The sequence below is a fragment of the Collinsella sp. AK_207A genome (genome assembly GCF_902501965.1).
Classification (GTDB): domain Bacteria; phylum Actinomycetota; class Coriobacteriia; order Coriobacteriales; family Coriobacteriaceae; genus Collinsella.
Genome location: NZ_CABWID010000016.1, coordinates 68,768 through 87,972, shown reverse-complemented (window position 1 = coordinate 87,972; position 19,205 = coordinate 68,768). Strand labels below are relative to the sequence as shown.

Genomic DNA, 19,205 nt, shown 5'->3' with positions numbered 1-19,205 from the left:
CACCCCGATACGCAGCACGGCCCCAGGCAGATCGGTTAGGTTTGCCTGGGGCCGTGTTATGCTCCGCCATGTTATACGCCGCCAGGATGGTGCGAAAATAATTCGGCGAACCGCGTGAGCAGTTCGCCGAAGTCTTGTTTGGTAGCCCGTACCAGATTCGAACTGGTGATCTCCGCCTTGAGAGGGCGGCGTCCTAAACCGCTAGACGAACGGGCCATATATGTTGGGGCTCGGAGTGCCCCGTGGAACTCGTGGTAGCCCGTACCAGATTCGAACTGGTGATCTCCGCCTTGAGAGGGCGGCGTCCTAAACCGCTAGACGAACGGGCCGGCTTCTGGAGGGGCAGGCATTGGCTGGGATGGAGGGAGTCGAACCCCCATTGACGGAACCAGAATCCGCTGTCCTGCCATTAGACGACATCCCAATCGATGCATCTGCGCTCCTCAGCGCAGGTAAATATATTACGGGAGGGTTGCAGTCGTGGCAAGACCCTTTTTTCAAACTCGACAGCTTATGGACAGCCTGTGGAGACGCGGCGCTGAACGGCCAGTTGCACGAGCCGCGCAGGGCCTCTGCGGCCCGGCCGGCGCTACAGCGAGAACAGCGCCGCCGACCCACCTGCCGCACGAAACTCCGCCATACGGCGCAGACGCTCCTTCGTGCTTGCCGCGAGCGGCTCCGGCAGCGCATCCAGGTCGAACCACCCCACAGACAGGCTCTCGTCATCGCCCACGAAGGGATCCCCGTTGCCGTCCATATTCAGGCGGCATGCGTACATGAGGTCAAGGTACTGGCAGACGTCCCCGTTGGCGTAGGTGACGGGCCGCTCCCCCGCCTTCACGCTCGCGAGCGCCACGGGGACGCAGTCCACCCCCGTCTCCTCGCGCACCTCGCGCACCACCGTCGCCGCCGGCTCCTCGCCCGGCTCGTTGATCCCATAGACGAGCGCCCAATCCCCGGTGTCGGCCCGGCGGCCCAGAAGGACGCGCCCCCGGCCGTCCTCGACAAAAGCCGTCACGCCGATGAGCCACAGCGGGTCGTGACCGATCTTCTCGCGCAGCTTCAAGATGAATTCCGGCGTTGCCATCGAACACCCTCTCCAATCATCGCATGCTTCCCGGCATCGTTGCCGATGGTCATTCCGTTGGCTTATACCCCGCCCGCGCGCCGCCCTCGCCTGGAGCCCGCATCTCCTCCGGTATACTGCCGTTCATGACATTGCCCCGCCCCCGAGAGGAGACGTCGTCCCATGCGCCGAGGATTCGACAACGAGAAGTACCTAGAACTGCAGGAAACGCGCATCAAGGAGCGGATCGCGCAGTTCGGCGGTAAGCTCTACCTCGAGTTCGGCGGCAAGCTCTTCGACGACTACCACGCGAGCCGCGTGCTCCCCGGCTTCGAGCCGGACTCCAAGTTCCGCCTGCTCAAGAACCTCCGCGAGGACGTGGAAATCATCATCGCCATCAACGCGGGCCACATCGAGAAGAACAAGGCCCGCGGCGACCTCGGCATCACCTACGACGAGGACGTGCTGCGCCTGGCGGACGTCTTCCGCGGCGAGGGCTTCCGCATCGCCGCCGTCGTGCTCACCCAGTACGCCGGCCAGCCGGCGGCGGACGCGTTCCGCCAGCGCCTGGCCGCGCTCGGCATCCCCTGCAAGCTGCACTACCCCATCGAGGGCTACCCGCACGACGTGGACCTCATCGTCTCACCCGAGGGCTACGGCAGGAACGAGTTCGTGGAGACGACGCGCCCGCTCGTGGTGGTGACGGCCCCCGGCCCCGGCTCCGGTAAGCTCGCCACCTGCCTCTCGCAGCTCTACCACGAGCACGAGCACGGCGTTGAGGCCGGCTACGCCAAGTTCGAGACCTTCCCCGTCTGGAACCTGCCGCTCTCCCACCCCGTGAACATCGCCTACGAGGCGGCGACGGTGGACCTGGATGACGCGAACATCATCGATTCCTTCCACCTGGACGCCTACGGCGAGACCACGGTGAACTACAACCGCGACGTCGAGGCGTTCCCCGTGGTCAAGGCGCTCATGCAGAAGATCCTGGGCGAGAGCCCCTACCAGAGCCCCACGGACATGGGCGTCAACATGGTCGGTTTCGCCATCTCCGACGACGACGCCTGCCGCGACGCGAGCCGCGCCGAGATCGTTCGCCGCTACTTCACCGCCGCCGAGACCGTGAAGCGCACGGGAAGCGGCGCCGAGCAGGTCTCTCGCCTGCAGGCCATCATGCAGAAGGCCGGTATCGACAAGAACTACCTGCCCACGCGCCAGGCCGCGCTCGAGCGCGAGAAGGAGACGGGCGGTCCCGTGGGCGCGCTCATCCTCGCGGACGGCCGCGTGGTGACGGGCAAGACGAGCGAGCGCCTGGGGGCCGCCAGCTCGCTGCTCATGAACGCCCTGAAGACCGTCACCGGCGTGGACATCGAGCAGAACGTCATCGACGACGCGGCCATCAACCCCATCTGCCACCTGAAGACCGAGCATCTGGCCAACCGGAACCACCGCCTGCACTCCGACGAGACGCTCATCGCGCTCTCGATCACGAGCGGCACGAGCGAGACGGCCAAGCGCGTGATCGGCGGCCTGCCCGACCTCGCCGGTTGCGACGCGTTCTTCTCCGTGATCATCTCGGCCACGGACGAGCGCGTGTACCGCAAGCTCGGCATCAACGTATGCTGCGAGCCCAAGTTCGAGCGCCACACGTTCTACCACGGTTAGCACACGCTCGGCCGCGAAGGCCCGTCCGTGGCTTATAGGAAAGAGCCCGTTGAAACCCTATCCCACTGTTACGTTTACGGTGTAGGGGTCGTTATCTGACTGGAGGGGCTTGAGCAGGGTTTCCACGACGGTTTTGGCTTGTTTGTTGGCGGTCGATATCAAATCGGATTCGTCCACTTTGGCTTCGGCATCTTTTTGGGCGAGCTTGAGGGCTTCGGCGGTGTCGGTGCGGTCTTGCCAGTTGAAGAGCGCGAACTTCTCGTCGTAGAACTCGAGTGAATCGGGGTCGATCTCGATTGACTTCACCGTTGCCGCGGGCAGGGTGACCTGCACCTCGCGCCCGGAGACCGTCACCTTGGCCTGCGAGAGGTCGACGCCGGCGCTCACCTGGGCGTCGTAGATCATGGTGAAGGCCTTCTTGTTGATGAAGTCGATATCGCCCTCTTCGTAACGCACGAGGCCGCGGTAGTCGAGCTTGGCGGTCACCAGGTCCTGACACTCCTCCAAGCGCTCCGAAACGGATGTGGCGTCCAGCTTCACGGCCGGCGCGAACACGCGCTGGATCGTGGTGGGCACGAGCGCACCCACCACGGCAGCCAGCACTGCAACGATGATGAACGGCCAGAAGCCGAACTTGACGACCTTCTCCCCCTTGGCCATGGCAATCCCTCCGAACCACAATCGTTCAACGTTTCCCCCACCGTATACCCCACGGCACCGTTCACGCCATCGCGCTCAACCAAACCACCAGAAGCTTCGGGCCAGCACCCCACCGGTGGTCATCAAGACAAAACCGCCCCCTCCCGCGCACGGAACGGGAGGGGGCAGAAAGGTAGGTCCTCACCGGCGCGGGTGGACCCGCACCGGATTAGACGACGGGAATGGGACCGCCTACGGCACGATCATGACGCAAGCGATGGTCAGGATGATCACGGACGCGATGGCGATCGCGACCACGATCTTCAGCGCGAACTTGAGCCAGGTGGTCCACTCGATACGCGCCAGGGCAAGGCCGCCCATGATGGCGCCGGAGGTGGGCGTGAACAGGTTCACGACGCCGATGGCGGCGGAGAAGATCATGACCATGACCTCGGGCGAGAAGCCGAGCTTGACGGCGAGCGGGCCCATGATGGGCATGGACACGCCGGCCATGCCGGAGGTCGAGGGGATCAGGAAGGACAGGCCGAAGTACACGAGGTAGCTGGCCGGAGCGAACAGGAAGCCGGAGACGCCGGAGAGTGCCTTGGCAGCGGCGTTCAGCACGAAATCGTCAAGGCCGGTGGAGGACATGAGCACGGACACGCCACGGGAGAGGGCGATGATGAGCACGACGGACATCATGTCGGCGGCGCCGGCGATGAACGTGTTCACGATCTTCTTCTCGGAGAGGCCGCCCACGATGCCGATGACGATCGCCATGATGAAGAACCAGGTGGAAGCCTCATCGAAGTACCAGGTACCGAGCGGCGCGCCGGTGATGTAGGCGCTCCAGCCGAGCGAAGTCTGCTTCTCGGTGGTGTAGTCGCCCACGACCTCGTCGGCCATGTCGGAGGGCGCCTCGAGGGCGGTGTCGTTCGCCTCGTTGTACGCATCAACGGTGTCTGCGCCGGTCACCTCGGTGGTGACCTCCTCGTAGGTGGCGCCGGCGTTGAAGAAATCGGCCACGGAGGCGTTCAGGTCGCCCAGGGGGATGAAGCCGATGATCATGACCACGAAGGTGAGCGCGAAGATCCAGAGCACGCCCTTCTGGCGGCCGGTGAGCACGATGTCCTTGGTGACCTCGGCCGCGGCGGCGCCGTGGGCCTCTTCGGCGTTCTTGAGCTCTTGCAGGGAGAGGATCGTGGAGCCCTTGTCGGCCTTCACCTTGTTGGCGTAGCGCACGACGAAGAAGATGGAGATGGCGGTGGTGACGATCCAGAGCACGAGACCCAGACCGATGATGATGGTCTGCTCGACCTCGATGCCCACGCTGCGGAGGGAGTCGACCGCCGCGCCGACGGCGAACGGGTTCACGGTGGAGCCCAGGCAGCCGCAGCCGGCGCCCAGCAGCACGGTGGCGGCACCGACCATCGGGTCGAAGCCGGCGGCCATCATGGTAGCGGCGAGCAGGGCGTAGAACGGAACGGTTTCCTCGCACATGCCATAGGTGGAGCCACCGGCGGAGAAGATGATCATCAGGATGACGATCAGCGTCGTCTCCCTACCCTTCAGCCGCTTCACGAGGGTTGCGATACCGTTGTCCAGGGCGCCGGTCTCGGTCATCATGCCGAGGAAGCCGCCCAGGATCATCACGAACAGGCACACGGAGAGAGCATCGGAAAAACCGCGCACGGGAGCCATGAAGAAATCAGGCAGAGAGGCCGCGGTCACATCGGAGGTCGTGCCGGCAACGATAACGGTTACGAGGGCCACGACGGCCAACAGGATGAGAAGAATCGTAAACGAAGAGAGCATGCCACGCTTTTTCTTGGTTGCTCCAGCCATTGATCTCACCCTCCCTTCTCTTGTCAAACTACTGTTTCCGCTTCCGTCGGTCCGTGCCGTGCTTGGGACGGAAGGCGAAATGGAACCAAAGAACCCTGGTGGCGGACCGGGCAGGGTCCTCCACCAGGAAAAACTCAAGCGAACTTACTTGAGGGTGGCGTACATGATCGCCTTGATGGTGTGCATGCGGTTCTCGGCCTCATCGAACACCTTGGACTGCTTGGACTCGAAGACCGCGTCCTCGACCTCCATCTCGGTGACACCGAACTTGCCGGCGATATCGGCACCGATAGTGGTGTTGGTATCGTGGAACGCCGGTAGGCAGTGCAGGAAGATCGCGGAGGGATCGGCAAGCGCCATGAGCTCGGTGGTCACGCGGTAGGGCGTGAGCTCCTTGATGCGCTCGGTCCAGACGCTGTCCGGCTCGCCCATGGACACCCACACGTCGGTGTAGATGACGTGAGCGCCGGTGCAGGCCTCCTTGGGATCCTCGGTCAGGGTGATGGTGCAGCCGTTCTCGACAGCGATGGGCTTGCAGGCGTCGATGACGTCATCGGCGGGCATGCACTCCTTCGGACCGCAGGCCACGAAGTTCATACCGAGCTTGGAGCACACGACCATGAGGGAGCGGGCCACGTTGTTCTTGGCATCGCCCATGAACACGAGGGTCTTGCCCTTGATGTCGTAGTTGAAGTTCTCCTGGACGGTCAGGATGTCGGCGAGCATCTGGGTGGGGTGCCACAGGTCGGTCAGGCCGTTCCACACGGGCACGCCGGCGTTGGCAGCCAGGTCCTCGACGTCCTCCTGGGCAAAGCCGCGGAACTCGATGCCGTCGTACATGCGGCCGAGCACGCGGGCGGTGTCCTCGATGGACTCCTTCTTGCCCATCTGGGAGCTACCGGGATCAAGGTAGGTGACGCCCATGCCGAGGTCCATGCCGCCGACCTCGAAGGAACAGCGGGTGCGCGTGGAGGTCTTCTGGAACAGCAGGACGATGTTCTTGCCCTCAAGGTAGCGGTGCGGCACGCCGGCGCGCTTCATGTCCTTGAAGTTCTTGGAGAGGGCGAGCAGGTACTCGATCTCCTCGGTGCTGAAGTCAAGCAGCTTGATGAAGCTGCGGCCGGAGAGGTTGACTCCCATGGTTCAGATTCCTTTCGTATGGTCCGTGCACTATATGCCGCGAGCATTCTGCCCGGCGGCAGCGTGGCGGCGCATCGCTCGGGATGCGCCGCCGAAACACCTATTATATTTAGATGTCCTCACGCCAGAAGGGCATGCTCATGCAACGGGGGCCGCCACGACCGCGGGACAGCTCGGCCGAGGGCACCACCAGGAGCTCCAGGCCTTCCTTGTACAGCACGTCGTTGGTGACGGTGTTGCGCTGGTAGACGCAGATCTTGCCAGGCGAGACGCAGAGTGTGTTGGAACCGTCGTTCCACTGTTCGCGGGCCGCCGCGATGGGATCGCCGCCGCCGCAGGGGATGAGCTTGACGGCGGGCTGGCCGGTGGCGTCGGCCAGGATGTGCTCCAGGCTATCCTCCATGACCTTGATGCTCACGTCGCCCGGGTTCTTACCGGCGGTGAGGTCGTACACGCGCAGGGTGCCCATGATGGCGGGGTGAATGGTGAACTTGTCGTAGTCGATCTGCGTGAAGACGGTGTCCAGGTGCATGAACGCGCGGCTCACGGGGATGTCGAAGGCGAGGATGCGCTCGATCTTGGAATCGGAGTTCCAGAAGATGTTCTGCGCCATGACGTCGATAGCCGCGGCCTGGGTGCGCTGGGAGATGCCCACGGCGAGCGTCTTCTCGTTGATGTTCAGGACGTCGCCACCCTCGGTGTGGAACGCGGAGCCGCGGCGGTAGTACAGCGACACGTCCTTGTAGTCGGGGTGGTACTTGAAGATGAACTTGCCGTAGAGCGTCTCGCGATTACGCGTGACGGAGTACATGCGGTTCAGGTTGACGCCGGTGCCGACCACCGCGAACGGGTCGCGGGTGAAGTAGAGGTTGGGCATCGGGTCGATGATGAGGTCGGACTCGGACTCGCTGTTCACCATGGAGTCGAGCGTGACGGAGCTCGTCAGCGGAAGCTCGACCTCGGACTTGGTCAGACCGGCCATGGTCTTCTTCACGAACTCCAGGTTGTCCTTGATGGAGTTCAGCTTCTCGCGCACGGCGGGAACGAAGAGCTTGCCCTTGATGCCAGCCTCCTGGAGATACTGGTCGAGGAACTCGTCTCGGGCCTCGGGGACCGCGTCGAAGACCTGGGCCACGAGCTCCTCGAGGTAGAGCACCTCGACACCCTGATCGCGCAGGGTCTGAGCGAAGGTGTCGTGCTCCTGCTGGGCGACCTCCAGGAACGGAACGTCGTCGAACAGCAGTCGCTCGAGCTCGTCGGGGGGCAGATTGAGCAGCTCCTCGCCGGGCCGGTGCAGGCAGACCTTCTTCAGCGTCCCGATCTCGGAAGTGACATGCAGACCTTTCGTCATTGCCTCCTACCTTTCTTTCCTGGAACCCCATCTGGGTTCCACGTACAACCGCTTTCCTTCCGCAAGGGGTTGTCCTTTTGCCGGACAGTCATAGTTATATCCGATTTCTGATTCATTGTTTCCGTGAATGCCAAACGGTAACAATTGGGGCGGGAACGGTATAGGAATGTGATGTCTCCACCATGTTACTGTCGCAAGATAAAGTGTTCTACGTCGCTTTTTATTGTAGTTTACCTTCTGTTGATTTGAGTTTGATATGAACATATTCACGTATTTATGCATACTCTGTCGTATCTAGTGAATACTATGAGAACGTTCGAGAGGCTCTTTCATTTCACACTTATATTCATTAGATGTATTGATTTATTCATTATTTCAAGATACAGCCTCTGCTCACGGGCAGGAAGCCGCCGTCTGCGCTGCAGGTCGGAGCGATTGGGGTGCAAACGGTTGGTAAAGGTATTGGTTTTATGCATCCGCCCGCAAGCGCGCGTCTTATAGTAGGAACGTCGTGCCGATGGCACGAAGGTCAGTAAGGAAAGGGTAACCATGGCAAAAAAGGATGGCAGGGACTCGAAGGCCGAAGAGGGAAATCGCAACCTGGCCCGCACCGGGTCCGTCTCCCTGGTGGATCGCTACGACTTCAGCTATACGCAGAACCGTGAGCTCTCGTGGCTGCGCTTCGACGACCGCGTGCTCGACGAGGCGTTCGACGAGACCGTGCCGCTCTTCGAACGCCTGAAGTTCGTGTCCATCTTCGAGAGCAACCTGGACGAGTTCTTCATGGTGCGCGTGGGTGGCCTCTCCGACCTGGCGAGCCTGAAGCGCCAGCCGCGCGACAACAAGAGCAACCTCACGCCGTCCGAGCAGGTCGATCTCGTGCTCGCCACGCTGCCCACCATGACGGCTCGCGCGACCCAGGGCTTCCGCGAACTCGAGGGCGAGTTGTTCGCCCGCGGTGTGGAGCGCCTCGACGCGGAGAGCCTGGAGGGCGAGGACCGCACCTTTGTGGAGGAGTACTTCCGCCGCAGCGTCTCCCCCATCATCTCCCCGCTCGTCATCGACCCGCGCCATCCCTTCCCCAACCTTCGCAACGGGGCCCTCTACCTGGTCTCCACCGTCAGCGCGCCGGGTGAGGAGGGCTTGGTAGGCCTTATCGAGGTACCGCCCTCGCTCCCCCGCGTGCTCGAGCTCCCCGCGCCCGAGGGCACGCTTCGCTACGTACTCATCGAAGATGTGATCATGGCATGCCTGGACGGCTGCTTCGGCGTGTACCAGCCGGCCGACCGCGCGGTCATCCGCGTGACGCGCAACGCCGACATCGACCCGGACGGAGAGGGCGTGGAGGAGGAAGAGGACTACCGCCAGCACATGAAGAAGGTGCTGAAGAAACGCCTCCGCCTGCAGCCGATCTGCCTCTCCGTGCACGGCCAGCTCGCCAAGACCACGCTCAAGACGATCAGGCACGCGCTCAACCTCTCCTCGCGCGCTGTGTTTGACGTTGATATGCCCCTCGACCTCGGATTCGTCTTCGCCGTGGAGGGCAAGCTCCCCACCGCGCTCAAGTCCGAGCTGCTCTTTGCCCCCTTCGAGCCCCAGAACGACCCGGCGATCGACCCCGAGCGCCCTATGCGCGACCAGGTCATCGAGGGCGACAAGCTCCTGTTCTACCCCTACGAGTCCATGGGCGCCTTCCTGCGCCTGGTGGCCGAGGCGGCGCACGACGACGAGTGCATCTCCATCCGCATCACCCTCTACCGCGTGGCCAAGCAGTCGCGCCTGTGCGAGAGCCTGATCGCGGCGGCCGAAGCGGGCAAGGAGGTCACGGTGCTCATGGAGCTCCGCGCCCGCTTTGACGAGCAGAACAACATCGAGTGGGCGGAGCGACTGGAAGAGGCCGGCTGCACCGTGATCTACGGCTCCGAGGGCTTCAAGTGCCACTCCAAGATCTGCCAGATCACCTACAGTTCCGGCGTGCAGCTCACCCGCCTCACGCTGCTCGGCACCGGCAACTTCAACGAGAAGACCGCCCGCCTGTACTCGGATTTCATGCTCATGACGGCGCATCCGGGCATCGGCGAGGACGCCAACGCCTTCTTCCGCAACCTGGCGCTCGGCAACCTCAAGGGCGACTACCGCTACTTGGGCGTGGCGCCCGCGGGACTCAAGCCGCTCATCATGAACGGCCTCAACCGCGAGATCGAGCGCGCGAACTTCGGCAAGCCGGCGCGCGTGTTCTTCAAGCTGAACTCGCTTACCGACCGCGAGGTGATCGACAAGATCTCTGAGGCGAGCCGCGCGGGCGTCGAGGTGCAGATGATCATCCGCGGCATCTCGTGCCTGCTTCCGGGCATTCCGGGCAAGACCGTGAACGTGCACGTGCGAAACATCGTCGGGCGCTTTCTGGAGCATGCGCGCGTGTACGCCTTTGGCGAGGATGCCGATACCATCTACCTGAGCTCCGCCGACATGATGACGCGCAACACCGAGCACCGCGTGGAGATCGCCTTCCCCGTGCTGGACGCGTCGCTTCGCGCGCGCATCCGCGGCTACATGGACATGCAGCTCGCCGATAACGTGAAGGCGCGCCAGCTCACGAGCGCCGGCACCTGGCAGAAGGTGCCGGCCCCGCGCGACGCGGCGCCCTTCTGCGCGCAGGAGGTCCTGCTCGAGCAGGCCTACGAGCAAGCTCAGGCAGGTGCCCAGGCGGCAGCGCGCAAGCAGGCGCGCCGCCGCATCCTCACGAGCGGTCGCCAGAGCGCGCAGGCCGTTGCCGGGGGCGCTGCCGCCGTGGCACGGGTTGCGGCGAGCGCCGTGCGGGCCGCACGGGACGCCGCTCCGGAGACGGCCGCCGCACCGGCCGATAAGCAGGTGGCGACGCCCGAGGATCTGGTCGCCCAGACGGCGGTGAGCACGGCAGAGGAGAAGGCCGCCGCGGCCGGCACGGCCGAGGCCGCAGCTGCACCCGCGCCGAGCGAGCCCGCTGAGCAGGCGAAGCGCGTGCGCGCCACCATCATCGACCCCGACGGCGCAAGCGCGGCGCCCGCGGACGCCGGAGCGACCAGCGCCCAGGCGCCTGCGACGAAGACGACCCGCGAGATCGTCGTGCGCGGCGGTAGCCGCCTGGCAACGGGCATGGCGCTCATCGGACTCGGCATCAAGACCATCTTCGGCAAGCGCGGCGGTCGCAAGGAATAGCCCTCGCCTCCGTACGTCCCATAGCACCGAATCGGACCCTGCATTCTCCGTGGAATGCAGGGTCCGCTGCTACACTGGTTCGAACGCACACACGAGGGGGTTCCATGCAGCTGAAGATCGAGTCCATGATGTACGGGCCGGACGGCCTCGCCCATACCGACGACGGTAAGGCCGTGTTCGTATCCGGCGGTGTCGCCGGCGACGTGGTCGAGGCCCATGTGGTGGAAGACGGCAAGAGCTTCTCCCGGGCCCAGGTGGACCAGGTGCTCGAACCCTCCCCCGACCGCGTGGAGGCACCATGCCCCTTCATCGGCATCTGCGGCGGCTGTCCCTGGGCCGCGCTCTCGCGCAGCGCCCAGCTTGCCGCCAAGGAAGAAAACCTGAAGGGCACCCTCGCCCGCATCGGCAAGTTCTCCCCCGAGGAGGTTGCCGAGCTCGTGCGCCCCATCCGCTTTGCCAAGGACGCCTGGGGCTACCGCAACAAGGTGGAGCTCGCCCCCGTGCGCGAGCGGAACGGGAAGTTCCACCTGGGCATGCACGGGCGCGATGCCAGCCAGATCATCCGCGTGGATTCCTGCCCGCTCTTTGAGAAGAAGTTCCCCCGCGCCGTGAAGGGCGTGGCGGGCGCCCTCGGTTATCTGGGAAACTCGCGCGACCTGGAGCTCGAGCGCGTGGGACTGCGTGCCAGCCGGCGCACGGGTGCCCTCGAGCTCGCGCTCTGGACCCCCACAGGCGGCTTCCCCCGCGCCCAGGTGGCCCGCGTGCTCGCCGACGCCGTACCGGGAGCGACGAGCGTCGTCCGCGTCATGACCAAGGGCGAGCGGGCGGCCCGCAAGATCGCGGGCGTGGAGGCGCTCGCCGGCGAGGGCTCGTGGTCCGAGAAGATCGGCGCGGAGACCATGCGCCTGTCCGCCCCGTCGTTCTTCCAGGTGAACACCAAGGCCGCCGAGCTGCTCGTGGAGCTGGTGATGGATGCCCTCGACCCCCGCGATGACGAGGTGGCGATCGACCTCTATTGCGGCGCCGGCACCTTCACGCTCCCGCTCGCCCGGCGCGCGGCCTATGTGGCGGCGGTGGAGGCCTACGGCCCCGCCGTGCGCGACCTGCGCCGCAACGTGGAGATCGCGCGCCTGGAAGATGCCGTCGACGTGATCGGCGGCGACGCGGTGCGGGAATTCCCCGACGAGGAGGCCGACGTGCTCGTGGTGGACCCGCCGCGCGCGGGACTCGCCCCCGAGGCCGTGGACCTCATCTCGGGCACCGCGGCACGCGATGTGGCCTACGTGTCCTGCGACCCCGCCACCCTCGCACGCGACCTCAGGCGCTTCGCGGATGCCGGCGTCTTCCGCCCCGTCTCGGCCACGCCCGTGGACCTCTTTCCCCAGACGTTCCATTGCGAGACGGTGGTGCACCTCACGCGGGCGTAGGCTCCAGATCGCCCGCGGCGGGCACGCCGGCGAGACCGCCCGCCTCGGTAACGCCCGCGACGACCGCCGCCTCCAGGGCCCTGGTGGCAACAAGACCGATCAGGTCCAGGGGGTAGGCCGCCGACGTTTCTTCCGCCAGCTCGCCGGACGCGAGGACGAAGATGGTGTCGCCGTCGTTCGTGGTGTGGGTGGGTCGAATGCAGTGGGCATAGGCGTCCGCTGCCATCTGGGCCACCTTGGTTGCCTGAACCTTCGTGAGCCGCGCATTGGTGATGACGCAGCTGATGGTGGTGTTCTGCCGCGGGGCATGGGCAGCATCGAGCGGCATGCTCATCTGCGCCGCTTGGGCGAGCATGAGCTCTTCCATATCGAGGATCTCGGCACCTTCGGGCGTCGCGCGCACGCCGGCAATAGGCTTGAGCGAGGTGGGATCGACCACGTTGCCGCAGGCGTTCACCGCGGTGACGGCACCCACCTGGAGCTCGCCGAGCCTGAAAGCCCGGGCTCCGAGACCGCTTTTCATGACATGGTCGGGACCGAGCAGTTTGCCGACGGTGGCACCCGTGCCCGCGCCCACCGTGCCCTCGGCCAACTCACCTGGCTCGTTGTCGAGCGCGGTCGACACCGCCGCCTCCCCCGCCGCCACATCGGGACGCGCCGACGGATCGCCAAAAGCCAGGTCGAAGAGGCACGCCGAGCATACGATGGGCACCACCGTGGGCCCCACGGGCAAGCCGATGCCGCGACGCTCGAGTTCACGCGCCGCACCCGAGGACGCCTCGAGCCCGAACGCCGAGCCACCCGATAGCACCACGGCGTTCACCTGGTCCACCGTCTCCTCGGGCTTGAGTAGATCGGTCTCGCGCGACGCCGGCGCGCCTCCGCGCACGTCCACGCCGCCCGTGGCGCCTTTCGGGCACACAATCACCGTGCATCCCGTTCCGCCTTCCAGGTCCGTCCAGTGACCGAAGCGAAACCCATCGACCTGCGCGACGGCCATAGGGGCAAGTAGGGAATCAGACATCGGGAACCTCCTGGTAAGCGCTTTGGACAGCATGGTAACGAACCCTACGCGACGGTCGACCAGGCGTGCAGGCGGCGCACGACCTCGGCGATGGGCAGTCCCACCACGTTGTAGAAGTCGCCGTTGATCTTGCGCACCAGCATACGGCCGCCGACGCCCTGGATGCCATAGGCACCCGCCTTATCCATGGGCTCGCCCGTGGCAACGTAGCGCGCGATCTGCTCATCCGTGAGCGGGTAGAACGACACGTCCGTCACCGAGACAAACGAGCTGGCCCCATCGACACCAGCTCCGGCGCGCATAAGGCACACACCCGTCGCCACCTGATGCGTCCTGCCGGAGAGCCTGCGGAGCATGACGCGAGCATCTTCCTCGCTCCGCGGCTTTCCCAGCAGCTCGCCGTCGATGGAGACGATGGTGTCCGCGGCGAGCACGACCTCACCTGCGGGGGCCTTGGCCGCAACAGCCGCTGCCTTCGCCCGCGCCAAGCGTTCGACCAGGTGAAACGGGCTCTCACCGGCCTGTGCGGACTCGTCGATGTCCGCCGGCCGCACGTCGATATCAAAGCCGGCCTCGCGCATCAGCTCGATACGACGCGGCGACTGCGAGGCGAGGATCAAGAAAACGCTCCTTACGAACAAAACCCCGCACGACCGAGCGAATATTGCGGAACGTCCCGCTCGAACGGTCGGTAGCGCGGTGCTTCCTACAGCTGAATGCCGTCTTTCACCTTTTGGACGGCCTTTTCGCCGGCGATGTCCTGCAAAATGGCCAGCGCGAACGGCAGGGCCTGCCCCATGGCGCTCGCCGTGATGATGTTGCCGTCCACGACCACGCTCTTCTCGCCCGCAAAGGTCCCCGCCGGGAACGATCCCTCGAATCCGGGGAAGCAGGTGGCGCGGCGCCCCACCAAGAGCCCTAGCTCGCCCAGGATGCTCGGTGCGGCGCAGATGGCCGCAACGTGCTTGTGCTCGGCAAAATCGCGCACCGCGTCGCACACGCGCTCATCGCGCCGCAGGTTGAGGGTACCGGGCATGCCGCCGGGAAGCATCAGGTAGTCGTACTCATCTAGGTTGACCTCGTCCAACGTGGCATCGCAGGTGATGCTGATCTGCTGGGCGGTCACCACGTCGCGCGTGTCCATCACGGAGACGAGCGTGGTGCGCACGCCTCCCCTCCTCAGCACATCGACGGCAGTCAGACACTCGATGGTCTCGAATCCATCAGCGGCGAGTACGGCAACGGCAGACATAGCGGTTCCTTTCAAGGCGAGGTCTGAACACCATGAGCCTTATACCCAGTTGGAGCAGCTCTCCCCCTGACGGTGTGGGCCGTCAGGGGGAGAAACCGCTCGCTAGTTGAACTTAAAGATCATCTGGGCGATGTGGTAGAGGCCCACGCTCGCCTTGCCACCAACCGTGCCTGGCAGGTTGGTACCGGCGCCCACGAGGCTCCACCGCACGCGACGATACATCCACGGGTCGAACGCGCGCAGGTCGCACCAGAGCTCCTCGGCCTTTTTAGACATCTCGGGGTCGTCTGAGAGCTTGGAGAAGACGCTGATGATGGCCATCATCATCTCGAAGTAACCGAGCATGTAGGCGCGCAGTTTAGGCTCCGCCACGTCCTCGCGCAGATGGTAGGCGTTCATCATGATGCGCGTGATGCGGAACTGCTGGTCGAGCCGGCGGACCATCGTCCCCTCGGCCACGCTCTGGCCCTCGCGGCCGATGAAGTAGCGGTAGAGGTCGATATCCGCGTAGTAGATGGTCTCGCAATGGGGCAGCGGCACGTACGCGTAGATGTTGTCCACGTAGAAGGTATGCGCCGGCAAGGGCAGGTCGTGGCCGCGCAGCACCTCGGTACGGTAGCACAGGCTGTGCATGAGCAGGTTCTGGCTCGGCAGGAATCGACCGATGTCGCCCCAGCCAAAGATCCGCTTGCGCGGCAGGCAGTGGCGGTAGCTGATGGTGGCGTGCGTACCCTCGTGCACCTTCTCGTACACGTAGTTCGAGATGAAGAGATCCACCGGGGTATTGCGCGCCACGAGACCGCGCAGGATATCCAGCATGGTCGAGAGCGCGGCGGCATCAAGCCAGTCATCGGAGTCGACGACCTTGTAGTACGTGCCCCGCGCCTCGCGCAGGCCGGCGAGCACGGCCATGCCGTGGCCGCCGTTCTCCTGGTGCACGGCGCGGATGATGCCCGGATAGCGGCGCTCCCACTCATCGGCCTTGGCAGGCGTCTCGTCGTGGGAGCCGTCGTCAACGATGATGATCTCGACGTCCGGCGCCATCGAGCTCCCCTCCAAGATGGAGGAGATGCAATGGTCCATGTCGGCGGCGGCGTTGTAGCTCGGGATACCGAAGGTGATGAGCTTGCCCGCACTCGCCGTACCGCGCTCGGCGGCCTGCGTGTTACGCATGACAGGCGATGATCTCGTCCGAAAGCTCGAGCGCGGACTCCGTTACGGCGTCCATGTCGTAGTAGCGGTACTCCGCGAGGCGGCCCACCGGATGGAAGTTCGTCACGCCCTCCACGCGCTCGAGGTAGCGCTCGTACAGGGCGCGGTTCTCGGGGTCGATGATGGCGTAGTACGGCGTCTGGCCGCTACCGGGCTCAAAGGCGTGGCTGTACTCGCGCATGATGGTCGTCTTGCCGGGCACCACCTGGCCGGTCATGTTCTTGAACTCGGTGATGCGCGTGAAGTCCTCGGAGACCGTGTAGTTGACGGTACCCACGGGCTGGAACTGGTCCTGGTCGAGCGTCTCGAACTGCATGTCGAGCGTGCGGTACGGCAGCGCGCCCAGATCCAGGCCGAAGAGCTCGTCGAGCGGGCCGGTGTAGACGACCTCGCCGCCGTAGGGCTGGCCGCACAGCAGCACGTGCGTCTCGTCGACGGAGAGGATGTCGCGCGCGTCCACGTCGCAGAAGACGTCGATGAGATCGTGGTCGAGCATGTTCTCGAACAGCTTGGTGTAGCCCTTAGCCGGCATGCCCTGGAAGGTCGCAAGCGGGAAGTAGCGGTCGTCGTCGCCCACGAACACGGGCACGCGCCCGGTCACGGAGGGGTCGATCTGGTCGGGCGTCTGGCCCCACTGCTTCATGGTGTAGTGCAAAAAGACGTTCTCGTAGACGTAGTCCGCCACCTCGGCCAGCTCGGGGTCGTTGGCGTTACGGAGCTCCATGATGGGAACCTTCTTGTTCTCACCGAAGGTCTCCACGAGCTTACGGTAGAGGGCCTCGCCCTTCTCCTCGCCAAACGCGAGCTTCAGGCTCTTGTGGTTGAAGGGAACCGGCATGAGCGTGCCGTGGATATCGGCGAGCACCCTGTGCTGGTAGTCGGTCCAATCGGTGAAGCGCGAGAGGAAGCTGTTCACGCGCTCGGAGGTGGTGTGGTAGATGTGCGGCCCGTAGAGGTGGATGAGGATCCCCGCATCGTCCAGACAGTCGTAGGCGTTGCCGGCGATGTGGTTGCGGCGCTCGAGCACGCAGACGCGGAACCCCGAGGTCTCGGCCAGACGGCGGGCGCAAACGGAACCGGCGTATCCCGCTCCCACGACGACCATATCGTACGCTTGCGGGTTGAAGCCCTGAGGCAGGCCAGAGCTAATGTGCATCGACACTCCTTATCGCTCCTTAATGCGAACCGACTCGGCGTGGACGCCGAATATCGTGCAGATTATAGCGCTCGCGCCGTATAATGGGCGATGCCACACAAGGAAAGCTCAACACCCGAATACCCTGGCTCTACCTCGCGTTTTCATGGCAGGCGTCCGCGCGGGAGGAACGGTTGGGGACCGGAGGCTGGGCATGAGCGAGCAAGGAGTGCCGCACATGAGCGAGTTTCTGAACCGCATGAAGGCCGCCGCCAAGGCCGACAAGAAGACGATCGTGCTGCCCGAGGGCGAGGACCCGCGCACCATCGAGGCCGCCAAGAAGATCGTGGCCGAGGACCTGGCGAACATCGTGATCCTGGGTGACCCCGAGACGATCGACGTTCCCGGCGCCACCGTCGTGAACCCCCGCACCGCAGAGCAGCACGACGCGTACGCCGCCAAGTTCGCCGAGCTGCGCGCCAAGAAGGGCGTGACCCTGCCCGAGGCCATGGAGCAGATGAACGACGCCACCTACTTCGGCACCATGATGGTGAAGATGGGCGACGCCGACGGCCTGGTCTCCGGTGCCTGCCACTCCACCGCCAACACGCTGCGCCCGGCCCTGCAGATCCTGAAGACCGCCCCGGGCACCAAGCTGGTGAGCGCCTTCATGATCATGTGCACGCAGACGCCCGAGTACGGCGCGGACGGCACGCTGCTGTTCGCCGACTGCGGCCTGAACATCAACCCGACGGCCGAGGAGCTCTCCGAGATCGCCCTCGCGTCCGCCGCGAGCTGGCGCGCGTTCATGGACGACGCGGAACCGCGCGTGGCGATGCTCTCCTTCTCCACCATGGGCTCCGCCAAGGGCGAGGTGCCCACCAAGGTGCAGGAGGCCACGAACCTGGCCAACGAGAAGGAGCCGGGTCTCGCGCTCGACGGCGACCTACAGCTCGACGCCGCGATCGTGCAGACGGTAGCCGACCTCAAGGCTCCGCAGAGCACCGTGGCGGGTAAGGCGAACATCCTCGTCTTCCCCGACCTGGAGAGCGGCAACATCGGCTACAAGCTGGTACAGCGCTTCGGCCGCGCTGAGGCGTACGGACCGGTGCTCCAGGGCATCGCCAAGCCGGTGAACGACCTCTCGCGCGGCTGCTCCGCCGACGATATCGTGGGCGTGGTGGCAATCACCGCGGTGCAGGCGCAGATGGCGAAGTAGCGGCAACACAAAGGTTGTTCTCGCAGAGCGGGGCGGGTGCGCTTGCCAAGCAAGGGTGTCCGCCCCGCTTCTCTGTGCGCGCGGCAGTGTGCAGCTCCTGTGATAGTGGACAGAAATAACTAGAATGTCCAATATCGATAACAATCGAAAGGGGCTTCCATGGCCGTCCACATCATCACCGACTCCGCGTCCGACCTTTCCTCGAACGCCCATCCCCGGCTCACCGTCCTACCGCTCTCCGTCGCGTTCGGGGACACCGTCTATCGCGACGGCGTCGACCTGGATAACAACCGCTTCTACGAGATGCTCGTGGAGAGCGACCACCTGCCCACGACGGGCCAGGTGAATCCCTTCGCCTTCTCGCAGGCCATCGGGGAGGTTCGCGACGCGGATCCTGACGCCGGCATCGTAATCGTCACGCTCTCCTCCAAGCTCTCCGGCACCAACCAGAGCGCCTGCATCGCGGCGCTCGAGGCAGACGGCGAGGGCGCGGGCGTCTACGTGGTGGACAGCCTGAACGCCACCGTGGGCGAGCGCGTGCTGGTGGAGCGCGCCCTGCAGCTGGCGGACGACGGCCGGACCGCGGCCGAAATCGCCTCGGAGCTCAACCGGGAGCGCAGGCGCGTGAGGCTCGTGGCCCTGCTCGACACGCTCGAGTACCTGCGTCGCGGGGGACGCGTGCCCGCCGCCACGGCGGCGCTCGGCGAGTTGCTCTCCATCAAGCCGGTCGTTGCCGTGGAGGACGGCGAGGTCGTGGTGCGCGGCAAGGCACGCGGTTCCAAGAACGGCCGCAACCTGCTGACGCAGGAGGTTGAGCGCGCCGGCGGCATCGACTTCACGCGCCCGCTCGCGCTCGGCTACACCGGCCTCTCCGACCACCTGCTCCAGAAGTACATCGACGACTCCCGTGCCCTGTGGGATCACGACGTTGCCCGCGACCAGCTGGAAGTGGGCACGGTGGGCGCCACGATCGGCACCCACGTGGGGCCGGGCGCCATCGCGCTCGCCTTCTTCGCCAAACAGTAGCGGGGC

15 protein-coding genes and 3 tRNA genes are annotated in these 19,205 nt (G+C 65.0%); 5 read left to right on the top strand and 13 right to left on the bottom strand.

The window, feature by feature from the left end; translation table 11 throughout:
- Window positions 1–139: 139 nt before the first annotated feature.
- From GDJ97_RS06065 to GDJ97_RS06050, 4 genes are all read right to left on the bottom strand, one after another.
- Window positions 140–216, bottom strand: a tRNA-Glu gene (locus GDJ97_RS06065).
- A gap of 36 nt (window positions 217–252) precedes the next feature.
- Window positions 253–329, bottom strand: a tRNA-Glu gene (locus tag GDJ97_RS06060).
- A 21-nt stretch (window positions 330–350) separates the two neighbouring features.
- Window positions 351–424, bottom strand: a tRNA-Gln gene (locus tag GDJ97_RS06055).
- Window positions 425–589: 165 nt separating this feature from the next.
- On the bottom strand, window positions 590–1,087 hold the full coding sequence (locus GDJ97_RS06050) for an NUDIX domain-containing protein (protein ID WP_152070409.1): 498 nt from the start codon (window positions 1,085–1,087) through the stop codon (window positions 590–592).
- A 162-nt stretch (window positions 1,088–1,249) separates the two neighbouring features.
- Here GDJ97_RS06050 and GDJ97_RS06045 point away from each other — a divergent pair, with 162 nt between their 5' ends.
- The gene (locus GDJ97_RS06045; RefSeq protein ID WP_152070408.1) at window positions 1,250–2,731 is read left to right on the top strand and encodes a DUF1846 domain-containing protein; all 1,482 of its coding nucleotides are present in this window, start codon (window positions 1,250–1,252) and stop codon (window positions 2,729–2,731) included.
- 57 nt (window positions 2,732–2,788) lie between these two features.
- Here the strand turns inward: GDJ97_RS06045 and GDJ97_RS06040 are convergent, their stop codons facing one another.
- The 4 genes from GDJ97_RS06040 to arcA form a co-directional block, all read right to left on the bottom strand.
- Window positions 2,789–3,391, bottom strand: coding sequence for a DUF4230 domain-containing protein (locus GDJ97_RS06040; protein WP_152070407.1), 603 nt, complete (start codon window positions 3,389–3,391; stop codon window positions 2,789–2,791).
- Window positions 3,392–3,622: 231 nt separating this feature from the next.
- Complete coding sequence (locus GDJ97_RS06035; protein WP_152070406.1) at window positions 3,623–5,215, bottom strand: YfcC family protein; 1,593 nt, start codon at window positions 5,213–5,215, stop codon at window positions 3,623–3,625.
- Window positions 5,216–5,359: 144 nt separating this feature from the next.
- On the bottom strand, window positions 5,360–6,355 hold the full coding sequence (gene argF / locus GDJ97_RS06030; protein WP_152070405.1) for an ornithine carbamoyltransferase: 996 nt from the start codon (window positions 6,353–6,355) through the stop codon (window positions 5,360–5,362).
- A gap of 109 nt (window positions 6,356–6,464) precedes the next feature.
- Complete coding sequence (arcA, locus tag GDJ97_RS06025; RefSeq protein ID WP_152070404.1) at window positions 6,465–7,706, bottom strand: arginine deiminase; 1,242 nt, start codon at window positions 7,704–7,706, stop codon at window positions 6,465–6,467.
- Between the two features lie 549 nt (window positions 7,707–8,255).
- Between arcA and ppk1 the strand changes: the two genes are divergently transcribed.
- Together ppk1 and rlmD are read left to right on the top strand one after the other, a co-directional pair.
- Window positions 8,256–10,904, top strand: a complete 2,649-nt coding sequence (ppk1, locus tag GDJ97_RS06020) for a polyphosphate kinase 1 (RefSeq protein WP_152070403.1) — start codon at window positions 8,256–8,258, stop codon at window positions 10,902–10,904.
- Between the two features lie 104 nt (window positions 10,905–11,008).
- A complete protein-coding gene (gene rlmD / locus GDJ97_RS06015) occupies window positions 11,009–12,331 on the top strand; it encodes a 23S rRNA (uracil(1939)-C(5))-methyltransferase RlmD (protein ID WP_152070402.1) in 1,323 nt (440 codons plus the stop codon).
- On the opposite strand, the gene GDJ97_RS06010 is transcribed toward rlmD, so the two are convergent.
- The 5 genes from GDJ97_RS06010 to glf form a co-directional block, all read right to left on the bottom strand.
- Window positions 12,318–13,355, bottom strand: a complete 1,038-nt coding sequence (locus GDJ97_RS06010) for a P1 family peptidase (RefSeq protein WP_152070401.1) — start codon at window positions 13,353–13,355, stop codon at window positions 12,318–12,320. The two genes, rlmD and GDJ97_RS06010, sit on opposite strands and share 14 nt — an antisense overlap.
- Before the next feature lie 44 nt (window positions 13,356–13,399).
- A complete protein-coding gene (locus GDJ97_RS06005) occupies window positions 13,400–13,975 on the bottom strand; it encodes a nucleoside triphosphate pyrophosphatase (RefSeq protein ID WP_152070400.1) in 576 nt (191 codons plus the stop codon).
- Between the two features lie 86 nt (window positions 13,976–14,061).
- The gene (locus tag GDJ97_RS06000) at window positions 14,062–14,607 is read right to left on the bottom strand and encodes a DJ-1 family glyoxalase III (RefSeq protein ID WP_152070399.1); all 546 of its coding nucleotides are present in this window, start codon (window positions 14,605–14,607) and stop codon (window positions 14,062–14,064) included.
- Between the two features lie 102 nt (window positions 14,608–14,709).
- On the bottom strand, window positions 14,710–15,780 hold the full coding sequence (locus tag GDJ97_RS05995; protein WP_152070398.1) for a glycosyltransferase family A protein: 1,071 nt from the start codon (window positions 15,778–15,780) through the stop codon (window positions 14,710–14,712).
- Window positions 15,773–16,975, bottom strand: a complete 1,203-nt coding sequence (gene glf, locus GDJ97_RS05990) for a UDP-galactopyranose mutase (RefSeq protein WP_152070397.1) — start codon at window positions 16,973–16,975, stop codon at window positions 15,773–15,775. Before glf ends, GDJ97_RS05995 begins: the two co-directional genes overlap by 8 nt.
- Before the next feature lie 217 nt (window positions 16,976–17,192).
- On the opposite strand from glf, the gene pta reads away from it, so the two are divergent.
- Window positions 17,193–18,173, top strand: a complete 981-nt coding sequence (gene pta, locus GDJ97_RS05985) for a phosphate acetyltransferase (RefSeq protein ID WP_152070396.1) — start codon at window positions 17,193–17,195, stop codon at window positions 18,171–18,173.
- 159 nt (window positions 18,174–18,332) lie between these two features.
- Window positions 18,333–19,199 (top strand): DegV family protein, encoded by an 867-nt coding sequence (locus GDJ97_RS05980; protein WP_152070395.1) that lies wholly within the window; start codon window positions 18,333–18,335, stop codon window positions 19,197–19,199.
- Window positions 19,200–19,205: the final 6 nt, after the last annotated feature.